Annotated in this window: 13 protein-coding genes; 11 read left to right on the top strand and 2 right to left on the bottom strand. The window is 71.5% G+C overall.

Going from position 1 to position 21,411, the window contains the following annotated elements; genetic code table 11:
• The first annotated feature begins 13 nt into the window (after positions 1 to 13).
• The 5 genes from lipA to WMF46_RS08655 all read left to right on the top strand — a co-directional run bounded on the left by lipA (position 14) and on the right by WMF46_RS08655 (position 5,978).
• Positions 14 to 1,141, top strand: coding sequence for a lipoyl synthase (gene lipA / locus WMF46_RS08675; protein WP_437985191.1), 1,128 nt, complete (start codon positions 14 to 16; stop codon positions 1,139 to 1,141).
• A 259-nt stretch (positions 1,142 to 1,400) separates the two neighbouring features.
• Entirely contained in the window at positions 1,401 to 1,970 is a 570-nt protein-coding gene (locus WMF46_RS08670; protein ID WP_437985190.1) for a tellurite resistance TerB family protein, read from the top strand.
• A 201-nt stretch (positions 1,971 to 2,171) separates the two neighbouring features.
• Positions 2,172 to 3,362, top strand: a complete 1,191-nt coding sequence (locus tag WMF46_RS08665) for a thiamine pyrophosphate-dependent dehydrogenase E1 component subunit alpha (protein WP_437985189.1) — start codon at positions 2,172 to 2,174, stop codon at positions 3,360 to 3,362.
• Positions 3,363 to 3,515: 153 nt separating this feature from the next.
• Entirely contained in the window at positions 3,516 to 4,490 is a 975-nt protein-coding gene (locus tag WMF46_RS08660) for an alpha-ketoacid dehydrogenase subunit beta (protein ID WP_012234205.1), read from the top strand.
• A 3-nt stretch (positions 4,491 to 4,493) separates the two neighbouring features.
• Positions 4,494 to 5,978, top strand: coding sequence for a dihydrolipoamide acetyltransferase family protein (locus tag WMF46_RS08655; RefSeq protein ID WP_437985188.1), 1,485 nt, complete (start codon positions 4,494 to 4,496; stop codon positions 5,976 to 5,978).
• A gap of 603 nt (positions 5,979 to 6,581) precedes the next feature.
• Here the strand turns inward: WMF46_RS08655 and WMF46_RS08650 are convergent.
• Both WMF46_RS08650 and WMF46_RS08645 read right to left on the bottom strand, forming a co-directional pair.
• Positions 6,582 to 10,061 (bottom strand): nSTAND1 domain-containing NTPase, encoded by a 3,480-nt coding sequence (locus WMF46_RS08650; protein WP_437985187.1) that lies wholly within the window; start codon positions 10,059 to 10,061, stop codon positions 6,582 to 6,584.
• Positions 10,058 to 12,082: a CHAT domain-containing protein gene (locus WMF46_RS08645; protein WP_437985186.1), complete on the bottom strand. Its 2,025-nt coding sequence runs from the start codon at positions 12,080 to 12,082 to the stop codon at positions 10,058 to 10,060. Before WMF46_RS08645 ends, WMF46_RS08650 begins: the two co-directional genes overlap by 4 nt.
• Before the next feature lie 391 nt (positions 12,083 to 12,473).
• On the opposite strand from WMF46_RS08645, the gene WMF46_RS08640 reads away from it, so the two are divergent.
• From WMF46_RS08640 to WMF46_RS08615, 6 genes are all read left to right on the top strand, one after another.
• Positions 12,474 to 14,180 carry an SIR2 family NAD-dependent protein deacylase gene (locus WMF46_RS08640; protein ID WP_437985185.1) on the top strand — a complete coding sequence of 569 codons (1,707 nt, stop codon included), beginning with the start codon at positions 12,474 to 12,476 and terminating at the stop codon, positions 14,178 to 14,180.
• Positions 14,181 to 14,240: 60 nt separating this feature from the next.
• Positions 14,241 to 14,795, top strand: a complete 555-nt coding sequence (locus tag WMF46_RS08635) for a hypothetical protein (protein ID WP_437985184.1) — start codon at positions 14,241 to 14,243, stop codon at positions 14,793 to 14,795.
• Positions 14,796 to 15,353: 558 nt separating this feature from the next.
• Complete coding sequence (locus WMF46_RS08630; RefSeq protein ID WP_437985183.1) at positions 15,354 to 16,745, top strand: RNA polymerase sigma factor; 1,392 nt, start codon at positions 15,354 to 15,356, stop codon at positions 16,743 to 16,745.
• A complete protein-coding gene (locus WMF46_RS08625) occupies positions 16,742 to 17,878 on the top strand; it encodes a hypothetical protein (RefSeq protein ID WP_437985182.1) in 1,137 nt (378 codons plus the stop codon). Before WMF46_RS08630 ends, WMF46_RS08625 begins: the two co-directional genes overlap by 4 nt.
• A gap of 139 nt (positions 17,879 to 18,017) precedes the next feature.
• Positions 18,018 to 19,160: a hypothetical protein gene (locus WMF46_RS08620; protein WP_437985181.1), complete on the top strand. Its 1,143-nt coding sequence runs from the start codon at positions 18,018 to 18,020 to the stop codon at positions 19,158 to 19,160.
• A gap of 716 nt (positions 19,161 to 19,876) precedes the next feature.
• Positions 19,877 to 21,319: a right-handed parallel beta-helix repeat-containing protein gene (locus WMF46_RS08615; protein ID WP_437985180.1), complete on the top strand. Its 1,443-nt coding sequence runs from the start codon at positions 19,877 to 19,879 to the stop codon at positions 21,317 to 21,319.
• The last annotated feature ends 92 nt before the right edge of the window (positions 21,320 to 21,411 follow it).

Below are 21,411 nucleotides of genomic sequence, written 5' to 3'. Positions count from 1 at the left end.
AAGGACACCCCTGATGGCGCAGTTCTCGCCCAAGCCTGAATGGCTCAAGGTCCGCGCTCCCGGGGGTGACACGTACCACCACCTCAAGGAGACGTTCCGCAAGCTCGATCTCCACACGGTCTGCGAGGAGGCGCGCTGCCCGAACGTCGGCGAGTGCTGGCGCGAGGGGACCGCGACGGTGATGCTCCTCGGCGACGTGTGCACGCGCGGCTGCCGCTTCTGCGCGGTCACGACGGGCGATCCGCGCGGCGCTGTCGACGTGCGCGAGCCGGAGCACGTGGCCCGCGCCATCGCCCGGCTCTCGCTCCAGTACGTCGTGATGACGATGGTCAACCGCGACGACCTGCTCGACGGCGGCGCCGAGCACGTCGCCCGCACGGTGAGCCGCCTGCACGCGCTCCGCCCCGACCTGCTCATCGAGACGCTGGTCGGCGACTTCCAGGGCCACATGAGCGCCGTCGACATGGTGGTCGACGCCGGGCCCGACGTCTTCGCCCACAACGTCGAGGTCGTCCGCCGCATCACGCGCGTCATCCGCGACGTCCGGTCGAGCTACGACCAGTCGCTCGCCGTGCTCCGGCGCGCGAAGGAGCGCCAGCGGCGCCTCGCCGCCGACGCCGCGGAGGCCGGCGCGCCCGCGCCGCGGCGGCTCACCAAGAGCTCGATCATGGTCGGCATCGGCGAGACCGACGACGAGGTCCTGGAGGCGCTCCGCGACCTGCGCGAGGCCGGGGTCGACATCGTGACGATCGGCCAGTACCTCCGCCCCTCCTCGAAGCACGCGCCCGTGCAGCGCTTCGTCGAGCCCGAGACCTTCGCCGCGTTCGAGCGCGCGGCGCTCGAGATGGGCTTCCTTTACGCCGCCAGCGCGCCGCTCGTTCGGTCGAGCTACAAGGCGGCCGAGGTCTTCGTCCGCAGCCTGATGGACCGAGGCGGCGCGGCGCTGCCCGCCGGCGCCTCCCCGGGCGGCGCCCCGGCCGTCGAGGCGCTCCTCGAGGAGCGCCTCGCCGTGGCGCGCCGCGAGGCCGCCCGCCTCACCGCAGAGCTCGACCCGGACGAGCCCCGCCCGCCCGTCGCCCCGGCGACGTCGTCGTCGAGCCCCGCGCAGCTCGTCCCGGCCGCCTCCCTCGTCCGCCGCTAGAGCGGCGCTCACCCGCTTCGGATACGGGCCCATCTCGACGTTTTCGGTGCTCAGCGCACTGGAGTGCGCTTGCGCGCCGAAAACGCCGATCTGGGCCCGTCTCCTGTGCGGGTGAGCACCGCTCTGGGATGGGCTCGGCAGATTGGATGGCAGACTGAACGCATTCGCCACGGGGAGCGCGGGCTGGCAGGCGCAAGCGCCTTGACGCTTCCGGGCGTTTGGCCGAGCGTGTTGGACGGCAGGAGGGTCCAACACCACGATGTCCGCTCCCATCAACAGGCGCCCCGGCGGCATCGCGCAAGGCGCCTCGCGCCTCGGCTCGGAGGCGCCCCGCGTGCGCGTGGCGTCGATCCTGGCCCAGGCCGCGAGGGCCTACAGCGCGCGCCCTCCCATCGAAGACATCACGATGCCCACCGGCTTCGATCCCGCCGCGGTGGCGCTCTTCGAGACGATCATCGAGGCCGCGTTCCTCGTCGCGAACGCCGACGGCCACTTCGACGACGAGGAGCGCGGGCGCTTCCAGGCGATCGTCGCCGGCGCCTGCCAGAACCTCGTCCACGAGAAGCAGATCGAGGCGCTCGTCGCCGATCTCGGCGAGATGCTGGCCGAGGACGGGCTGGAGAAGCGCATCAGCATGGTCGCCCGCACGATCGCGCGGACAGAGCATCAGCGCGAGGTGCTCCGCGTGGCGGCCTCCATGGCGCACGCCTCCGGCGGCGTGAGCGCGCAGGAGCACGGCGTGCTCGAGCAGCTCGCGCGCGGCTTCAAGCTCGACGTGGCCGCCGTCGACGAGGCCCTCGCGCAGGCAGCCGAGCACGTGAACGTCTAGCGTGGACATCAGCGCCGCCGCGTACGGCGGGAGACGCGCATGAGGGCGCGCGCGGGTTCGAGCTCGCCGCGGCGAGTCAAACCCCGCGCGATCGCTGCGACGAGTCAACGTCACCCCAACGTCACGCGTAAAGCGAATGAGCGTACGCCGCGTCTGGGCACTGGTCTCGGGCAGCGCCTTTGGTTAGTGTCCCGCGAACCGATGAGCACCGCGACGTACTCCACCGACCGCCCGCCGAACGTCTCCGGGGCAAGCCTCGAGCCGCAGGCTGCCGTCGCGCGGCACCCGCTCGATACGTGTGCCGACGACGTGATCAAGGTCCTGCGCGACGACGGCTCGCTCGACCCCGCGCACGATCCGAAGCTCGAGCCATCGGAGGTGATCGCCCTCTACAAGGCCATGATGCGCACGCGCCTGCTCGACGAGCGGCTCGTGGCGCTGCAGCGCCAGGGGCGCATCGGGTTCCACATCGGCTCGCTGGGTGAGGAGGCGACGGTCCTCGGCAGCGTGTCCGCGACGCGGCCCCAGGACTGGGTGTTCCCGTGCTACCGCGAGTTCGGCGCGGCGCTCTGGCGAGGGCTGCCGCTCCAGCGGTACATCGACAACATGTTCGGCAACGCGAACGACACGGTGAAGGGGCGGCAGATGCCGGACCACTACACCTACCGCGAGGGCCACTTCGGCTCGGTGAGCTCGCCCATCGGCACGCAGATCACCCAGGCTGTCGGCTTCGCGTGGGCCGCCAAGCTGAAGCGCGACGAGCTCGTCACGCTGGCCTACTTCGGCGACGGCGCGACGAGCTCGTCGGATTTCCACAGCGGCCTGAACTTCGCTGGCGTGTTCAAGGTGCCGGTCATCTTCCTCTGCCGGAACAACGGCTGGGCGATCAGCGTGCCGACCGAGCGCCAGACGTCGAGCAACACGTTCGCGAGCAAGGGCGTCGCCTACGGCGTCCCCGGGGTGCGGGTCGACGGCAACGACGTGTTCGCCGTCGTGAAGGTGATGCGCGACGCGATCGCGCGCGCCTCGCGCGGCGAGGGCGCGACGCTCATCGAGGCGATGACGTACCGCCTGTCGGGCCACTCGACGAGCGACGACCCGAAGGCGTACCGCCCCGACGCATGGCTCGACCCGTGGCGGCGGCTCGACCCGATCGCGCGGCTCCGGCGGCACATCGAGCGCACCCAGGGCTGGACGGAGGCGCAGGATCGCGAGATCGAGGCGGCGGTCGACGCGGAGGTCAAGGCGTGCATCGCGGCCTCGGAGAAGGTCCCGCCGCCGCCGCTCGACTCGATGTTCGAGGACGTCTATGCGGAGCCGCCCTGGCACCTCGTGGAGCAGCGGGAGCAGCTCAAGGCGGGCTCGAGGCCCAAGGGCCACGGCGGCCACTAGGCTGCGCGGACGGCGGCGTCGGCGTGGCGGCTCGCCGGACGGCGGCGCGGCGGGGGTGGCGCCGCTGCCCGCGATCGGCGGGGAGCCTCGGGGGGCCGGGGCGCCGGTGAGGTTGTACCCCCACCTGTTGGCCGAGAGACGGAGACGAAGAGCATGCCTCAGATGAACATGGTCCAGGCGATCAACGACGCGCTACGCCACGAGATGCGGCGGGACGCGCGGGTCGTCGTGCTCGGCGAGGATGTCGGCAAGGTCGGCGGCGTGTTCCGCGTGACCCAGGGCCTGTTCGACGAGTTCGGGGACGACCGGGTCATCGACACGCCGCTCTCGGAGAACGGGATCGTGGGGACGGCCATCGGGATGGCGCTCTACGGGCTCGTGCCGATCCCGGAGATCCAGTTCGCCGATTTCATCTATCCCGCGTACGACCAGATCGTGTCCGAGCTGGCGAAGTACCGCTACCGGTCGGGGGGCGAGTATCCGTCCAAGCTGGTCATCCGGACGCCGTTCGGCGGCGGCATCCGCGGCGGGCACTACCACTCGCAGTCGCCCGAGGCGCAGTTCATCCACGTGGCGGGCCTGAAGGTCGTGTGCCCGTCGAACCCGGCCGACGCGAAGGGGCTCTTGCTCTCGTCGATCCGGGACCCGGATCCGGTGCTGTTCTTCGAGCCGAAGCGCATCTACCGCGCCGCGAAGGGCGACGTCCCCGAGGGCGAGTACACGGTCCCGCTCGGCCAGGCGAAGGTGGTCCGGCCGGGCTGGCACGTGACGCTCGTTGTCTGGGGCGCGATGCTCTACGAGGCGCTCGACGCGGCGAACCAGGCGGCCGCTCAGGGCGTCGAGTGCGAGGTGATCGACCTGCGCACGCTGTGGCCGCTCGACATCGACACGGTGATCGAGTCGGTGAAGCGGACGGGCCGGTTCATCGTTGTGCACGAGGCGCCGAAGACGTGCGGCCTCGGGGGCGAGCTCGTCGCGCTGGTCAACGAGAAGGCGTTCCTCCACCTGGAGGCGCCGCCGGTCCGGGTCACGGGCTTCGATACCCCGTTCCCGTACACCCTCGAGAACGAGTATCTCCCTCTGTCCCATCGTATCCTTCCGGCGATCCTGGAGACGGCGAGGTACTGACGCATGGGCAAGTACGAGTTCAGGCTTCCGGACATCGGCGAGGGCGTCACCGAGGGCGAGATCGTGACCTGGCTGGTGTCGCCGGGCGACATGGTCGCCGAGGACCAGCCGATGGTCGAGGTGATGACCGACAAGGCGACGGTGACGATCACGTCGCCGCGCACGGGCCGGATCGTGGAGACGCGGGGCAAGGTGGGCGGGGTCGTCCCTGTCCACTCGGTGCTCGTCGTGTTCGACCTCGACGACCGGCCTGAGGCGGCGGCGGCGGCGCCCGCGTCGGGGGCGGGGGTGCGACAGGCGGCCGCGAAGACGGGCCCCGCGGAGCCGCCCGCGGCGGCGGCCGCGAAATCCGGGCCTGCAGAGCCCGCGGCGACGGCGGTCGGCGACATCCGGGAGGACCTCCCGGGGATGAACCTGGTGGCGCCGGCGCGGTCGGCGTGGGCGAACGGCAGCATCGGCGCGGGGGGGCGTGCGGCGGCCTACTTCAACGAGAAGCCGCTCGCGACGCCCGCGACGCGCAAGCTGGCGCGCGACCTCGGGGTCGACCTGCGGCGCGTGCCGCCGACCGGCCCGGCGGGCCGCGTGACGAAGGACGACGTGCGGGCGCTCGAGGCGCCGGAGGTGGAGCCCCCGACGGCTCCGATGGTGTTCGATCCGGGGCATGACCGGGCGGCGGCGCCCCTGGACGCGGGGGAGCGCGCGGCGGCCGGGCGGCCCGAGGAGGACCGCGGGCGCGGGGCGGCCCGGCCCGAGGGGGAGCGCGGCCGGGGGTTGCCCTCGGCGCCGGGCGACGAGCGCATCCCGCTGCGGGGCGTGCGCAAGCGGATCTTCGAGGCGATGTCGCGGTCGAAGCACACGGCGGCGCACTTCACCTTCGTCGAGGAGTGCGACGTCTCCGCGCTGAAGGAGCGCCGCGCGCGCCTGCGGCCGCTGGCCGAGAAGGCGGGCGTGAAGCTCACGTTCCTGCCCTTCTTCGTGAAGGCCGTCGTCGCGGCGCTGAAGAAGCACCCGATGCTGAACAGCGCGTTCGACGAGGCGGCGCAGGAGATCGTCGTCAAGAAGAGCTATCATATCGGCATCGCGTCCGCGACCGAGGCCGGGCTCATCGTGCCTGTCGTGCGCGACGCGGATCGCCGGAGCGTGCTGGAGATCGCGCAGGAGATCGCGCGGCTCGGCGAGGACACGAAGTCGGGGCGGGTGAAGCCGGAGGACCTCGGCGGCTCGACGTTCACGATCACGTCGCTCGGCCAGCAAGGGGGGCTGTTCGCGACGCCGATACTGAACTTCCCGGAGGTCGCGATCCTCGGGATCCACCAGATGAAGCAGAAGCCGGTGGTGCGCGACGGGCAGATCGTGATCGGCGAGGTGATGCTGGTGTCGCTGTCGTTCGACCACCGGATCATTGATGGGCACGTGGGAGCGGCGTTCGCCTACGAGATCATCGGGTACCTGGAGGATCCGGATCGGCTGTTTTTGGAGATGAGCTGAGCTGAGCGAGCGAACACGAGCCGGGGGCCAGGGTCGTTCCTGAGCGCGGCGCGCGAGGCCGGGGGCTTGCCGAGACGCCCGGCCCCCGGGGAGGGTGCTCGTGGCGTGGGCGCGGGGTGGGGCCCCGCCGAACTCGCCTGAGCCATCTATCCTCCGGCAGAGCCGGAGGATAGATGGCTATTGGGCTCAGACAGCGGCCCATCCCCACCCCGCGCCCACGCCACGAGCACCCTCCCCGGGGGCCTACCGCTGACGCAGGATCAGGGCCTCTGTGGCCAGAGCCTCGAGTGGGCCGATACCCTTGTCGGTCATTCGCACTTCCGTCCGGAGGGGAGGATGACCACAAGGAAGCGACGTTTCGGCTCCGCGCGCATCCCGCCGCGAAAGGCGTCACCACGATCCGCTCGGACCTGTCCGACGGCCACGATGCGAGTGCAACGTTGATGGCAGCGCCCATTCAGCCTCGGCGTCGGAGCCGCGTGAGTTCAGCCTGCTCTCGAAGCCTTCTGGACCGGCGATCGCTTCGGCCCAAATCCCATCATCACGCCAGTCAGGCAGCCAGCGCTATGATGGCAAGCCCCTGCGGCGACAATGCGTCAAGGGTCAAGGTGTGTTGGTATCGGGGTAGAAGGGTGTCCGCCCATAGGAGCGCTCGCAGGCCTCATAGCCCTTGCGAGCGTCGTCGTCGCTCTCGTCGAGGTAGGTCCGGCGCATGTCGGGGTCGAGGCAATCGGCGGGGGCCGCTCGAAGACTCTGCCGGAGCCCAGAGATAGACAGGGGCCACACCCGCGCGGTCTTGTCATTCGAGGCGGTGACGACCCGCTGGCTGTCGGGGCTGAACGCCGCGGACCTGACCATGCCTTCATGGCCTCGGAGGACGACGGGGCTGCCGGACCCGTCCGCGTTCCACACCCGCGCGGTCTTGTCGTCCGAGGCGGTGACGATTCGCTGGCCGTCGGGGCTGAACGCCGTGGACCTGACCCCGTCTTCAGGGCCGCGGAGGACGACGGGGCTGCCGGACCCGTCCGCGTTCCACACCCGCACGGTCCTGTCGCCCGAGGTGGTGACGACCCGCTGGCCGTCGGGGCTGAACGCCGCGGACCAGACCACGCCTTCATGGCCTCGGAGGACGACGGGGCTGCCGGACCCGTCCGCGTTCCACACTAGCGCGGTCCAGTCCCCCGAGGCGGTGACGACCCACTGGCCGTCGGGGCTGAACGCCGCGGACCTGACCATGCCTTCATGGCCTCGGAGGACGACGGGGCTGCCGGACCCGTCCGCGTTCCACACTAGCGCGGTCTTGTCGTCCGAGGCGGTGACGACCCACTGGCCGTCGGGGCTGAACGCCGCGGACCAGACCACGCCTTCATGGCCTCGGAGGACGACGGGGCTGCCGGACCCGTCCGCGTTCCACACCCGCGCGGTCTTGTCATTCGAGGCGGTGACGACCCGCTGGCCGTCGGGGCTGAACGCCGCGGACCAGAGCACGCCTTCATGGCCTCGGAGGACGACGGGGCTGCCGGACCCGTCCGCGTTCCACACCCGCGCGGTCTCGTCATTCGAGGCGGTGACGACCCGCTGGCCGTCGGGGCTGAACGCCGCGGACCAGAGCACGCCTTCATGGCCTCGGAGGACGGGGCTGCCGGACCCGTCCGCGTTCCACACCCGCGCGGTCTCGTCGTTCGAGGCGGTGACGACCCGCTGGCCGTCGGGGCTGAACGCCGCGGACCTGACCACGCCTTCATGGCCTCGGAGGACGACGGGGCTGCCGGACCCGTCCGCGTTCCACACCCGCGCGGTCTTGTCGTCCGAGGCGGTGACGACCCACTGGCCGTCGGGGCTGAACGCCGCGGACCTGACCACGCCTTCATGGCCTCGGAGGACGACGGGGCTGCCGGACCCGTCCGCGTTCCACACCCGCGCGGTCTTGTCGTCCGAGGCGGTGACGACCCGCTGGCCGTCGGGGCTGAACGCCGCGGACCAGAGCACGCCTTCATGGCCTCGGAGGACGACGGGGCTGCCGGACCCGTCCGCGTTCCACACCCGCGCGGTCTTGTCGTCCGAGGCGGTGACGACCCGCTGGCCGTCGGGGCTGAACGCCGCGGACCAGAGCACGCCTTCATGGCCTCGGAGGACGACGGGGCTGCCGGACCCGTCCGCGTTCCACACCCGCGCGGTCCCGTCCCCCGAGGCGGTGACGACCCACTGGCCGTCGGGGCTGAACGCCGCGGACCAGACCACGCCTTCATGGCCTCGGAGGACGACGGGGCTGCCGGACCCGTCCGCGTTCCACACCCGCGCGGTCCCGTCCCCCGAGGCGGTGACGACCCGCTGGCCGTCGGGGCTGAACGCCGCGGACCTGACCACGCCTTCATGGCCTCGGAGGACGACGGGGCTGCCGGACCCGTCCGCGTTCCACACCCGCGCGGTCTTGTCATCCGAGGCGGTGACGACCCACTGGCCGTCGGGGCTGAACGCCGCGGACCAGACCACGCCTTCATGGCCTCGGAGGACGACGGGGCTGCCGGACCCGTCCGCGTTCCACACCCGCGCGGTCTTGTCGTCCGAGACGGTGACGACCCACTGGCCGTCGGGGCTGAACGCGCAGTCACTCAATGGGCCCTGATGGCCTCGCATAGTCGCCATGAGTAGCCCCCGCGCAAGAACCTCATGCGTCAACTCGGGCCATCCCCGTATTCTTTGCGGTTCCTCGACCTCAAGGAGGAGCCTAACCGCCGAAGCACGTTGACCTGTCGCGACAAGCTCACGAGCGCCGGCCATCAATGAAGCCGTACGTGCCCGCGCAGCCTGCGCGTCCGCGTCTCGCTGAGCCGCCCGCGCGGCATCGCTGGCCACCAGCGCTTTCTCCCGCTGCCCGAGGGCCCAGATGACGACAGCCACCATCACCGCCGCCGCCACCCCCAGCGCCGCCGCGATGGCCACGAGTCTCCGCCGCTTCGCGCGCTCTCTGGCCAGCCTCTGCTCTTCCTCCCGCGCCTGCCTCCGCTCGAAGACCTTCTTGGCGAGCCAGTCGTGCCCCAGCTCGAACAGCCGATTCCCCTGGCGCTCCTCCGCGCGCAGCACTCCGGCCCGTTCCAGCCGCTCCAGCACCTCGGTCGCGTCCCCGGCCGGCAGCACGAGGCGCGCCGCCTTCTCCGTCAGCGGCTTCCGGTTCCCCGCCGGATCGATCAGGTGCTCTTCCAAAAGGCTACGTCCCGCGTCCTTCAGCGGGCCCAGCCCCTCCTCGGTCACCTCCAGGTACCGGCGAAGGATCGCCTCGGCCTCGACCACACCAGGCTCGTGCCCTTTCCCCGCGGCCCGCTCCTCCCAGAGCACCCGACACACGATCTGGGCGTAGACCGCCTGCACCTCCGCCTCGTCCGACGCCGAAGAGCCAGGCGCCCTCACCTCGAGCATCAGCGCGTGGATCTGCCGCTCGGACCACCGTTGCTCCTCCGCTGCACGGCAGACCGCACGGACCATCTCGCTCACCGAGAGCGGCCCGACCCGGAACCCGTTGTCGAGCAGCTTGCGGCGGCCCCGGAGCCGATCCCGGAAGCGTCCCAGGTAATCCTCCCGCAGCGAGAGCACCAGCTTCAGACCGCGCAATGGCTGATCCGCCAGCCGATCGATGCACTCGGCGAGCGCCTCGAGCTCCGCCGGATCCCGGCCGGGAAAGAGGAGCTGCTCGATCTGGTCGAGGTAGATCAGGATGGGCCGCTCCGACCGCCGCGCCGCCCGCTGCGCCGCCAGCAGCGCCGCCTCGTCCGGCGCCATCTCCCGCGGCCGCTCCCCCAGCTTGAGCGCGGTATACATCGCGTCGGCTATCCATTCGATCGGACGCTCGCCTTCAGGCCACGTGTCGACGCGCACCGCCCGCGCCTCGTGCGAAGCCTCCAGCTCGGGGATCACGCCCGCCTGCATCAGCGAGGACTTGCCTGCACCCGAAGGCCCGAAGACCGTGACGCAGCGATGGGCCAGGATGCTGCCCGAGAGCCTCTCGGTCATCTCCTCGCGGCCGAAGAAGCGCTCTCGCTCGCTCGCGCGGTAGGGCTGCGGCCCTGGAAAGGGGTTCTGGCTCATCGGGTCGTCGCCTCGGGCCGCGCAACCGCGGCGAGCACCGCCGAAAGCTCGTCCGGCTCCTCTCGCAACGCGGCGATCCGCCCCGTTCCCGGCAGGCCTCCGCCGCTCTCCCAGATCTCCTGCTCGGCCGGGTCGACCCGGGGGCTCAGCAGCGACAGGCTGCCTTTCGGCGCGGGCCGCTGGTCATAGAGCCAGCGCAAGAGCATGCGGTGCCGCCACTCCAGCACCGAGAGGCCCACGAACAGGCCCGGTTGATTGCGCAGCCAGCCCATCAGGCCATCCGCCCACTCGGGAGGGCGAAACCCCTCCACGCCGATCAGGCCGTGGATGTGCTGATCCTCCGTGAGCATCGCGCTCGTGAAGACCGGCCGCGGCTCCGGCAGGTAGCCGCCGTAGAGACGCAGCACAACGAGATCGCTCTCGCGATCGAAGCGGTTCGGAAGGCCCGCCAGCTTCGTCCACGCCTTCGTGCCGCCGGCGCGCTTCACCACCCGCGGCTTGCCCACCGTGTCGAGGAGCGACGGCTGGATCACGTACACCGTGCGATCCGGCTGGTGCTCGGCGATGGCCCGCTCGAGCAGCGGAAGCCATAACAACGTCACGTGCACGCCCGGCCGCAAGAGCCGCCCCAGCGACGCCACGAGCGGCGGCGTGTGCGCGTCTAGCTTGCCGTGGAGCGCGTCCTGGAACACCTCGTAGAGCTTCTCCTGGCCGAAGCGCAGCGCGCAGCGCTGGGTGAGCGCGGAGAGCGACAGGGCGTCTCCCCCGGGGTCGCCGCTCTCGGCGAGGAACCGCTGGAGCTCGCGGCGGAACTCCGACTTGTTGTCCTGGCCGTGGTCGCCGAGCACCATCGAGAACGGCCGCTCGAGGAGGCCCTGGAGCGCCGGCGCCAGGCTCCTCGCGCGGCCCGAGAGCGCGCGCCGCGCGACGGGAGGCGAGACCTTGCGGCGCTCGAAATCGAAGATCGTCGCGCCCGGGCCACGCAAGGTGAGCACCGGGGAGAACCCCTCCGCGCTCTGCAAGAGCATCGTCCGCCGCGCGGCCGCGAGGCTCGCCGCCACGTCGCCGTGCGCGCGCCCCGATCCGGTGAGCGTTCGATAGAACTCCTTCGAGCACAGCCGAGCCATGCCGGCCTCGACCGGCCAGAGGTGCGCCACGACCGCATCCGCGCCCGCCCGCGCCAGGATCTCCGCCGCGCTGCCAAAGGCCCCGGGCGCGGCTCCCTCGCACGCCTCCAGCACCACCAGCCGGAGGTCCTCGCCGAAGCTCGCCGAGAGCTCCTGCGCCAGCGATCCGGCGGAGATCCGGGCCTCCTCGCCGTCCTCGTCGGCGAGCCGGAGCATCGGCCGGCCATCCGGGGCGACGGTGCCGTGCCCGAGGAAATGGACGATGTGCGGGCTCTTGCTGCGGCGAAGCTGCTCGAACAGGAAACGCTGACCCGCACGAGGGCCGTTGATCGGATCCAGCCACTCGATCTCGCCGGCCTCGATCTGGTCGGAGAGCGCCTCCTTCAGGATCCCGAGGGCACTCCCCTCTCCCGACGGCGCGATCGCGAGCAGGCGCACCGCCCCGGCCACCTCCCGCGGCTCCCACGGGCCTGTGATGGCCACGCTCCGGGCGAGCAGGACCCGAGGGGAGCTGCCCCAGAAGCCCTCGCTGGTCTCGGGCTCGCAGAGCGCTTCCCAGGGAAACGCCTGCAGGACGGGATCGCGCAGCAGCAATCGCTGCAAGAGCGGTCGGTCCTGCGCGGCCTCGATCAGGCGAGCGGCGACGTCCCGGAGCTCGCCCTGGAAGACCGCCGCGTGGAGCGCCCGTGCCTCGCTCAACGCCGGCGCGCCGAGGGGCTGGCCGTTGCTCACCGCGTGCCCGACGCTCCTCGTGAACGCCGTGAGCCGCTCCCGGGTGACCTCCGAACCCAGCGACCGGGACGGCAGGCGCTCCCCGCGGCTGCCGCGGGCGGCGAGCCGCAGCTCGCCGCCGTGGAGCTCGAGCTCGAGCTCAAGCCAGAAGGGCAGGTCCATCGGAGATCGCCTCTGCCTCGAGCCATCGCCCGCAGGCGAGATGCGTGCGTCGTCCGCTGTCCACCGAAAGCGGCGGTTCCGTGGTCGCCCCGGTGCTCATCCCACTGCCCCTCTCGGTAACGACCACTCTATGGATCCCCTCGGGGGCCAAGATAACGGATCCCGTCACGCGGTGCGCAGGAAACACCATCTGCCGCCGGCCTCCGGGCGGGACATCGGGCTTGATCGAGGGCAAGGCGGCAGCCCTCGGGGGCCGTTCGCCTGGGAGATCATCGGGTCCCTGGAGGATCCCGCTCGGCTACTCCTCGAAATGAGCTGACCGGCGGCCGCGCGCGGCAGCGATGCGCCCACGGCTTGTCGCGCGGGGCCGGAACCGGCAACATTGCGCCCCGTGATCGCGATTCCCAAGACCCTCGAGGACGCGCTGCGCGACCGGTTCGTCGTGCCCTTCGTCGGCGCCGGCGTGTCCATGGCCGCGCTGGACCGGAACGGGAAGCGGATGTTCCCCAGCTGGGGAGACCTGCTCCTCGGAGCAGCCGCGCGCCTCCGCGAGGACGGCAAGCGGCCCGAGGCCAACGTCGTGGAAGGGCTGCTGGAGAAGCGGGCGCCCGACTACTTCGAGGCGGCCCGGTACGCGCGCGAGGGCATGGGGGCGGGCTGGTACCGCTACCTCCGCCAGGTGCTGGATCCGCCGGGCAATCGCATCGACACCGGATCTCTGTCGCTCGCGCGCGCCGTCTGGCAGCTGCCGAGCAGGCTGGTGATCACGACCAACTATGATCAGATCCTCCGCTACGCGCTCGACGATCCGAACGATCTCGTGCAGATCAGCGTCGACGCGACGGCGGAGCTGTCCGCCATGCTGCGCGACGAGATCGATCGCCCGACGGTCTGGCACCTGCACGGCTTCATCCAGCAGCCGCAGCGGCTGATCCTGACGCCGGACGGCTACCGCGAGCTGTACCCGAGCCAGGAGGACGAGGTGCGCTACCGCGGCGCGCTGCAGGCGCTGCGCCACCTGCTTGCGGCGCGCACCTTCCTGTTCGTCGGCTTCAGCCTCGACGACGCGATGTTCGGCAACCAGATCGCGTGGGTCCAGGAGGCCTTCGGCGGCGCCGCGGGGCCGCACTACATGCTCGTTCGGGCGCGCGAGCTGCGCGACACCCAGCGGCGCCTGAAGGACCTGAGCTGCATCGAGTTCCTGACGTTCGAGGAGTTCGGTGATCCCCTGGTGGCGCTAGTCCACGCCCTCGGTTCCGCCGGGAACCGGGAGCCCGCCACGCCGCCGCCGCTCATGGCGGGCGCCCCTCGGCCCACCGCGCGCCTCGAGGTGGCGGCCGCCCCGTCCCCCGCCCCCGCCGGGCCCCTCGCGTTCCTCGCCGACGAGATCGAGGTGATGGTCCCTCCCGTCACCCGGGTCGCACACCGCGGGCTCCTCCCTGAGGCGGCGCCCGCCCCGCCCGCCGCCGCCGCGACGCCTCGAAGTTTCGAGACGACCGCGGGGGACGGCGGCATGGACATGGCGCTCGTGAGGCAGAGCTATCGGCTCGTCCACCAGTATCAGCGCCGCGTCTTCGATCGGCTGGCAGAGCTGTCCGACGCGCTCGCGGGCATCGGGCTCGCGTTCGAGCGCTGGGATCCGTCCCTGTTCTCGCGTCACCCGAAATCGACCACCGAGTTCTTTCGCCGCAAGTACTGGGCCTGGGATTTCCTGCCTGCGTATCGCCTCCAGCTCGTCTGGCAGTCATCGACCAGCACCTCGCGGAGCGTGGTCGTCGACGTGGTGTCGGACACGGGCTTCACGCGCAGCGGAGGTGATGAGCCGGATCCGACGCGCTTCGGCGGCGCGCGCGCGGCGGGCTCCGAGCTGCAGATCAACCTGATGCGCTCCTCCGTTCGGAACCTGCCGTGGAACCAGATCTGGTCGTCCTTGAGCGAACAGGAGGACACCATCTACGACGGAAACGATCACGATCTCGACGCCGGCGGGCGCCCGTGTACCTACCGCTATCTCCGCGTCGATCTCGGCGCTGCGCTGGACAAGGAGGCGTTCAGCGAGCGCGTCATCGCGCCTGTCAGCGCCTGGCTCAATCGCTGACCGAGATCCTCGGACGAGCGCGCCCCGCGCGGGCGCGGGGCGGCAGGAGGCTGAGTCGATATGTTGTTCGGGGATCGGCAGGACTTCGCCATCGAAGCGGACGTGGAGCCCAACCTGGAGCCCCCGAGCGCAGTGTGGGGACGCATGTGCGTCTGGTGCCGCGGGGTGGCCTTCGGAGACTTCGGGGAGTCGCACTGTGCGCTGTACCCGGCTTACCGCTCCTTTCGCTGGCTGCCCTCCAACCTCGACCGCCTGTGGTCCGAGAAGCTGGCCGGGTTGGACGACATCGCTGCCTGGAACTTCCTCGACGGGCTATTGTACAGCCATCATGGAGACGTCGAAGTGCCCGACACCCGAACGGCCGAGGAGCGCCGCCGGGACTGGACGTTCTGGAGCGCCCACGATTTCCTGACCAACTGGGGCGAGCAGTTCGCCGGGTGCAAAGCATTCGTCCTCTGTCCGCCCGGCGGCTCGGTTCGCATCCTCTCTCGCGAGCTACCCGGGCACATGGGCCGCGGCGTGGAGGTGTCGCGGGCCGGGCTCGTTGCAGCCGCCGAGGGGTTCGCACGCTGGTTCGAGCAACAGGCGCGGCGTCTGGAAGGCGGTCCGGTCTAACGCATGCGCATCCCAGAAAGGTAGCGCCGGCCCGCGACAGTCGCGCCGCGTCTCGGCGGGGTATCCCGGCGCTCAACCCGGCGCGACAGCGGGCTGCGATGCGAGCGCCCCGGAGATGACGTGAACCGGGACGCCGCAGGTCACTACTACTACAGGCCACTACGAACGAGATGATAGGCGGCGCGCCGTTGGGCGAGGCGCCGGACACCGCCGCGCCAGGCGCTCCCCCGGGCGGTGCGGCACCGGGCGATGAGGGCGCCGTCAGGCCGGGCGGGCCAGCGTCCTGGGGCGCCGCGGCGGCGTCGCATCGATGATGCCGTGCGACCACCGCGGCCCTTGTAGAGCGACGGCGCGATCGTGTCGGCATCCCCCTCGTTCCAGCGGAGAGAGGCGATCGCCCGGCGTGTCTGGTCGTAGGCGTGCACGAGCAGCGCGATGCTCAGCGGATCGCAGGCGGCTGCAGGCACGGCGACCAGGCGCGTCGCCGCCGTCGCCGCCCCACGCACCGAGCCGTGCATTTTCTCAAACGGAACCGGAAATCCAGCCGCAATTCTGGATATGAGCACCCTCCTTTCGCCCGCCGACGACACCTCCCGCAACGCGACATGGAATTCCGTTCACGCTGCTGCACTGAACGTCCTCCCCAGTGCGCTCCGGCTCCTGGGGGTCGCCGAGCCCGATATCGACGACCTGTCCCAGGAGATCTTGCTCGCGGCGTACGAGAGCCTGGATCGGTTCGATCCCGCCTACCCCGCCTCTATCTCGGCGCCGCTGGACGAGGCCGACTCCGCCGGTGATCCGCCGCAGCGGGATGGCAGGCGCCAGCAAGGCAGCGCGGAGGCCCGGTGGGTGTTCGGGATCGCCTGGAGGAAGGTCAGCCGCTACATGGACCGCGCTTACCGCCGCCGCGAGGTGCCGACGGGCTTGCACCCCACGCCGCACGGCCAGGCCGTCGATCCCGCGCCGAGCAGCGAGCAGCGCATCGCTGACCGAGAGCGGCTTGAGCTCGCGATCGCGGTGCTCGGCACGATCGCCCCGGAGAGGCGGATCCTCCTCGTCCTGCACGAGGCGTTCGAGGTGCCGATCGTGGAGATCGCGCGCGAGCTCGGCATCAACTACAACACCGCCTGCAACCGGCTGCGCCTCGCCCGCGAGGACTACCGCGCCGCCGTCGCGCGGCTGCGCCCGGAGCAGCGACAGGCGCTGCGCGCGTGCTGGCTCCTGTTCCCGCTGGCGTCCAGCTCCCTGGCACGCGAGGACGGCGCGAGCGCCTCGACGCCGCCGGGCGCCCCGCCGGCGCCGTCTCAGGCGGCGCTGCCCGTGCTGCCTCCTTCTTTGCCTGCACCGCCGGCCACCCCGCCGCTTGCTCCACCCGTACCTCCTGCCTCCTTGCCGCCTGCGCCTCCTCCGCCTGCGCCTCCGGCGCCGCTGCCGGGGACGCCGGCGGCCCCGAGCCTGCGGCGGACGCTCGCCCGTGTCGGCCTCGCCCTCGGCTCGGCCGCGGCGGGCATCGCCAGCACGATCGCGGTGCAGCTCGCCATCGCGTCACCGCCGGCCCAGTGGGCTCGCCGCTTCGGGGCGCTGCTGCCCGAGCTGCCGCCCGTGAGCGCCGCCTGCCTTGCAGCGACCCCGCCGCTGCAGGCGCTGGAGCCGGGGCCCGTCGCTCCCGCGCCCGAGGCGCCCCACCGGCCGTGCCCTGCTGCTCCGCGGGCGGCGCCACGGGCCAGCGAGCGCGATGACACGTTCGCGGAGGAGCTGCGGCTGCTCACCGCGGCGCGAGAGCGCCTCTCTGCCGGTGACCCCGCCGGGGCGCTCCGGCAGATCGCCGTGCACGAGCAGCGGTTCCCCGGGGGCCAGCTGAAGAACGTGCGGGAGCGGCTCCGCACGATCGCCCGGGCGCGCCTCTCTCCTCCGGAGCAGCGTGCGCCGGGAGGAGCGCCGTCGCGATGAGCAGCGCCTGGGCCAGACACGGGCTCGGCGCGCGCCAGGCCCGGCGCGCTATCGGATCGATCCGGGGCGCAGGGCGCCCGGCGCGCGCCGCCGTGGCGGCGGCCACGGCCGCCAGGGTCCTGCTGTGCGTCGCGGCGGCGCGCGCCGCGCCGGAGCTGCCGCGGGCCGCGATGCGGCTGGAGGTGTTGCGGGGCCCCGGCGCCGAAGCCTGCCCCGACGAAGCGCTCCTGCGCGCGGAGGTGACGCGCGGGCTGGGCGCCGATCCGTTCCAGGACGACGCGCCGCGGGTGCTCACGGTCACCATCGCGCAGGCGGGGCCGGAGCTCACGGCCTCGATGGCCCTGCGCGAGAGCGAGAGTGCGGGCGAGACAGCCTGGGCCGAGGGGTTCAGCACCCGGCGCGGCTGCGAGGCCCTGCTCTCCGGCGCAGCCCTCGCGATCGTGGCGCAGATCCTGAACGCGCCGGAGCGGGCGTCACCGCCCTCCGAAGCCTCACCGCCGCCCGAGCCCTCAGCACCGCCTTCACCGCCGCTTCCGCAGGCGCGCCGGGCCGCGCCCGAGCCAGTGCGCCGGACCGAACATCCGAAGGCGCCAACACCGCCAGAGGCAGCCCCATCCCCGTCGGAGCCGCTGCGGCTCGAAGCGGGGGTCGGCGCGACCCTGGGCCTGGGGATCACGCCGGGGGCCGCGGCTGGCCTGACGTTGTCCTTCGGCGTTCGCCGGCCCGCCTGGTCGATCGCGGTGGAGGGGCGAGGGCTCGTCTCCCTGCGAGAGGAGGTGAAAGACATGATCATCAGCACGAGAGCCCTCACGGCGGCTGGTGTGGGCTGTCTGCGCGGCAGCCATCTGTTCGGCTGCGGGGTCGCGACCGTCGGCTTCGTCCGGTTCGTACCCCGGCATCCGTGGGACATGACGGTACGCGACGACGCTCTGTTCAGCGTTGGAGCGCGGCTCGGCAGCGCCTGGGCCCTGTCGGACAGGTGGAGCGCGCATGGATACGCCGAGGCCAACGCGATCGTTGCGGAGGCGGTGATCCGGCGCCGTAGCCAGCGGCGCGAGACAGCTGGATCCATCACATGGTCCTCACCTCCGGTCGGCGCGGCGCTCGGACTCGGTGTCACGGCGACGTACTGAACGATTTCGTGGAGGCCCCGGCTCTCCTCGCCATCGAGATAAGAATTTTCAGAAGGAATCCTCAATGCTCAGTGCAATCGACTGTCTCGTGAAAGCTTCCCGTTGTGAGCGCGGGCCATCTCTACGTATCTTGTCCGGCATGCGAACCCCCTTCCTCCTGCTCGTGGGCTCTCTCTTCTTGCCTGGCTGTCCCGGAGATCCGACCGTAATCGGTCCCTGTCAGCCGCAGGAGTACGGCAATCCAGGTTGCCCGTGGCCCGAGCAAGGCGGCGGCGGGGCTGGCGGCGAAGGTGGGGGCGGCGGGGCCGGCGGCAGCGGCGGGACAGGCGGCGGCGACGAGACCGCCTGCGCCGGCGATTGCGTCCCACCGGCGCCGCTCGGCTGGTTCGGACCGGCGCTCCTCTGGTTCGGCCCGCGGGACCAGGTGCCGGACTGCCCCGCCGACGCCCCGAACGTCGGCTACGAGGGGTTCGCCGACCTTGCGCCCGCGCCGCTCGCCTGCGGGGCCTGCCTGTGCGATCCGCCGGACGCGGCCACAGCCTCGTGCCAGCTCCCGCTGGGCTGGTCGGCGCACACCTCGACGACGTGTTCCGGCGACGCCGGCAGCGTCGAGACCACCTTCGCCGCGCCCGACGGCTGGGACGGCGCCTGCTCCGCCGAAAACGCCATCCCCGCGGGCCAGAACTGCGGCGGGCAGCCGTGTGTGAAGTCGATCTCGATCGACGCGCCCACCGTGCTGGTCACCGCCACCGCCGCCTGCACGCCGAGGGTCGATGAGCCCCCGCCGCCGGCGCTCCTCGATCCCTGGCTGACCCGGGCGCTCGCCTGCGTGCCCGGCGCCTACACCGAGTGCCTGGGCGACCGGAGCACCTGCATGCCCTCGCCCGACCAGCCCGGGGTCCCGCCGCCCGGCGGCTTCCTGACGTGCATCTTCCACGAGGGCGACGTGACGTGCGAAGAGCCCTACCTGGACAGGCACGTCTTCTACGGCGGCGCCGATGACACGCGCGGCTGCTCCGCGTGCGGCTGCGGGGAGCTGGAGGGCGCTTCCTGCACCATCATGGCCTCGGTCTACAGCGACGGGGCGTGCGCCGAGCAGGTCGCCTCGACCCTCGTCAGCTCCATGGCGCCGTTCTGCGGGGTCACGCCGCCCGGCATCGGTCTCGGCAGCAAGTCGGCGGAGGTCGTGGCCGTGGATCCCGGCGGCTGCGCCCCGAGCGGCGGCGAGCCGATCGGCGAGCTGCTGCCGGCAGAGCCGTCGACGTTCTGCTGCCAGGCCTAGTATCCACGTGGGCACCTTATGTCGACCGGGTGGCGCGGGACGGCCCGGCTCTGATGGCGTCGCGAACTTTCACACGGGTCGCCGCAGAAACCGCAGCTCGCCGAAACCGTGCGGATGCACAGAAGACCCTACAAAATAAGGGGATGCGAGGGACAAAAGTGCCCAAGTCGAGACCAGTAGGACGAGCTTGCGGTGGCGAACCAGCGCAATCCGTGGGTTCCGCCGGGACTTCGGGGGACGTGACGACGGCTCGCCGCCGTACGACCAACGCTGCAGTCGGGTCGCGAAGCGCACGGGGAAGACGACGACAGGAATGATCTGGGCGCTCCGAATCGGTCCATGGCAAGGGCACGTCTCCAGTTCATGGCGGATGGGGTGCCAGTGAGACGCTGCGATCGGCCCCGTCTCGGCCTGTCTGCGGAGATCATGCAGGCTCGTGACTCCTCCTCAGATCCGTCGAAGGCCGGGGCCGTCCACGGACGATTCTACGGACGGCCACCGCACGAAAATTTCGCGGCCGTCTTGTGAAGAATGATGCGCGGCAACGTGACCAGGCCAAACGCGCTCCTGGCGACGTAACGCGGGATACGCCGCCCGCCTTCCCTGCCTGACGCCGCTCTCCAGGGAAGGGCCCAGCGCTATCGGTGCCCTGCTGTTTGCATGCTCGCGCTGCGCGCCGGCGGGATAAGGTGCGCGGCGAACCCGGAGGCTAGGTGATGGTGAATCGTTCCTGGATGAAGTGGGCCACGACCGTGCTGGTGGGCAGCGCCGCGAGCGCATGCCTCATGGGATGCGGCGACGACGAGCCCGCACCCGCGACATGCTCGAAGGAAAACGTGGTCTGGGGCGCATGCGCGGGCGTCCCGACCGGAGAACTCTGCCCCGGCGAGACGTGCACGGCGGATGTCGCGTGCGCGTCGGTGCTCGATGTCGCGAGCGACGCCGAGCTCGCGTCCGCGGCCGCGGCAGCGTCGCGCGGCACGTGCATCGCGCTCGCACGAGGCCCGTATGGTGCGGTCACCCTCCGCGACGGGGTCAGCCTCCTCGGGCGCTCGGCCGACGACGTGAGGGTCGAGGGGATCACCCTGGAGGCCGGCAACGGCGCCGTGCTGCGCGGGCTCACCGTCGGGCGAGAGGGCGTGCGCGTGCTGGGGGCGACCGGCGTACGCATCGACTCGGTCCGCATCGCTGGGGAAAGGGACCACGCGATCCCGGGAGTTGCGCTCGATCCGGGCTCCTCGGTCACGATCGTGGCCTCCGAGATCGCCAGTTCCGGGGGCGCCGGCATCCTCGCCGAGGACGCCGACGTGACCGTGGAGCAGAGCGTCATCCGGGGCGCCCAGCAAGGCGGGATCCGGATCCAGGGCTCGGGCTGCGACACGGATTGCATCTGCACGAGCCGCCCTGCGCTGGACGTGAAGCGCAGCGTGATCCGTGAAAACCACCTCATCGGCATCGAGGCCCGCGGCGCCGCCGTCACCCTGGAGGGCGTCGATGTGACTGGCACCAGGGAAGGCGATGTCCACCAGACGGGCAGCTTCGGAGGCGGCATCTCGGTGTCGCAGTGCTCGCACCTCCTCGGCGAAAGGAAGGTGCGGGTGCTCGACAGCCGCGATTGGGGCATCCTCGTCGACCGCTCGACGGCCGCGCTGGGCAAAGAGGAGGAGGAGGACGGCACCATCGAGATCAGCCGCAACCGGCGAGGGCTGTGGATCCAGAACGTCTGCCAGGGCGGCGGCGCGAGCTGCGTCTCGCTGCACAACGGGCAGCTGGACGGCAACTTCGGCGTCGGCATCGGGATCGCGGGGCAATCGCGCGGCGTCATCCTCTGCAGGTCGGCGGTGACAGCGACCGCGCTCGATACGCTGCCCGTCGACGGGCAAAACGGTCCGACGCGCGACGACGTGGGCGACGGCGTCGACTGGCTCGACCGTTCCGACGTGAGCATCGAAGAGCTGACCCTGAGCGGCAACGCGCGGCAGAGCCTGCTGCTCGACGGCCCTGCGAACGGCTTCATCGGGACGCTCCACATCACGGGCGACGCGGACAAGCCCCCGGTGCAGCAGAACTTCACGACGGGAGATCAGCCCGGCGGTCTCAGGCTGACGACCACTCCTGAGCGCACGCTCACGGTTCCGCAGTCGATTCCCTGGGATTGAAGCCGCCGAGTGAGCTCGGCGGCGCTCTCGGTGGACCCCGGCGCTGCATGCCAGGCGCGGGAGCACCGAGAGCAGCCCGGGCTGTGCGCTGC

The organism is Sorangium sp. So ce117 (genome assembly GCF_051524395.1).
Classification (GTDB): Bacteria; Myxococcota_A; Polyangia; order Polyangiales; family Polyangiaceae; genus Sorangium; species Sorangium cellulosum_B.
Note: the sequence above shows the minus strand (reverse complement) of the source record. Positions and strands in the feature narration are given on the sequence as shown.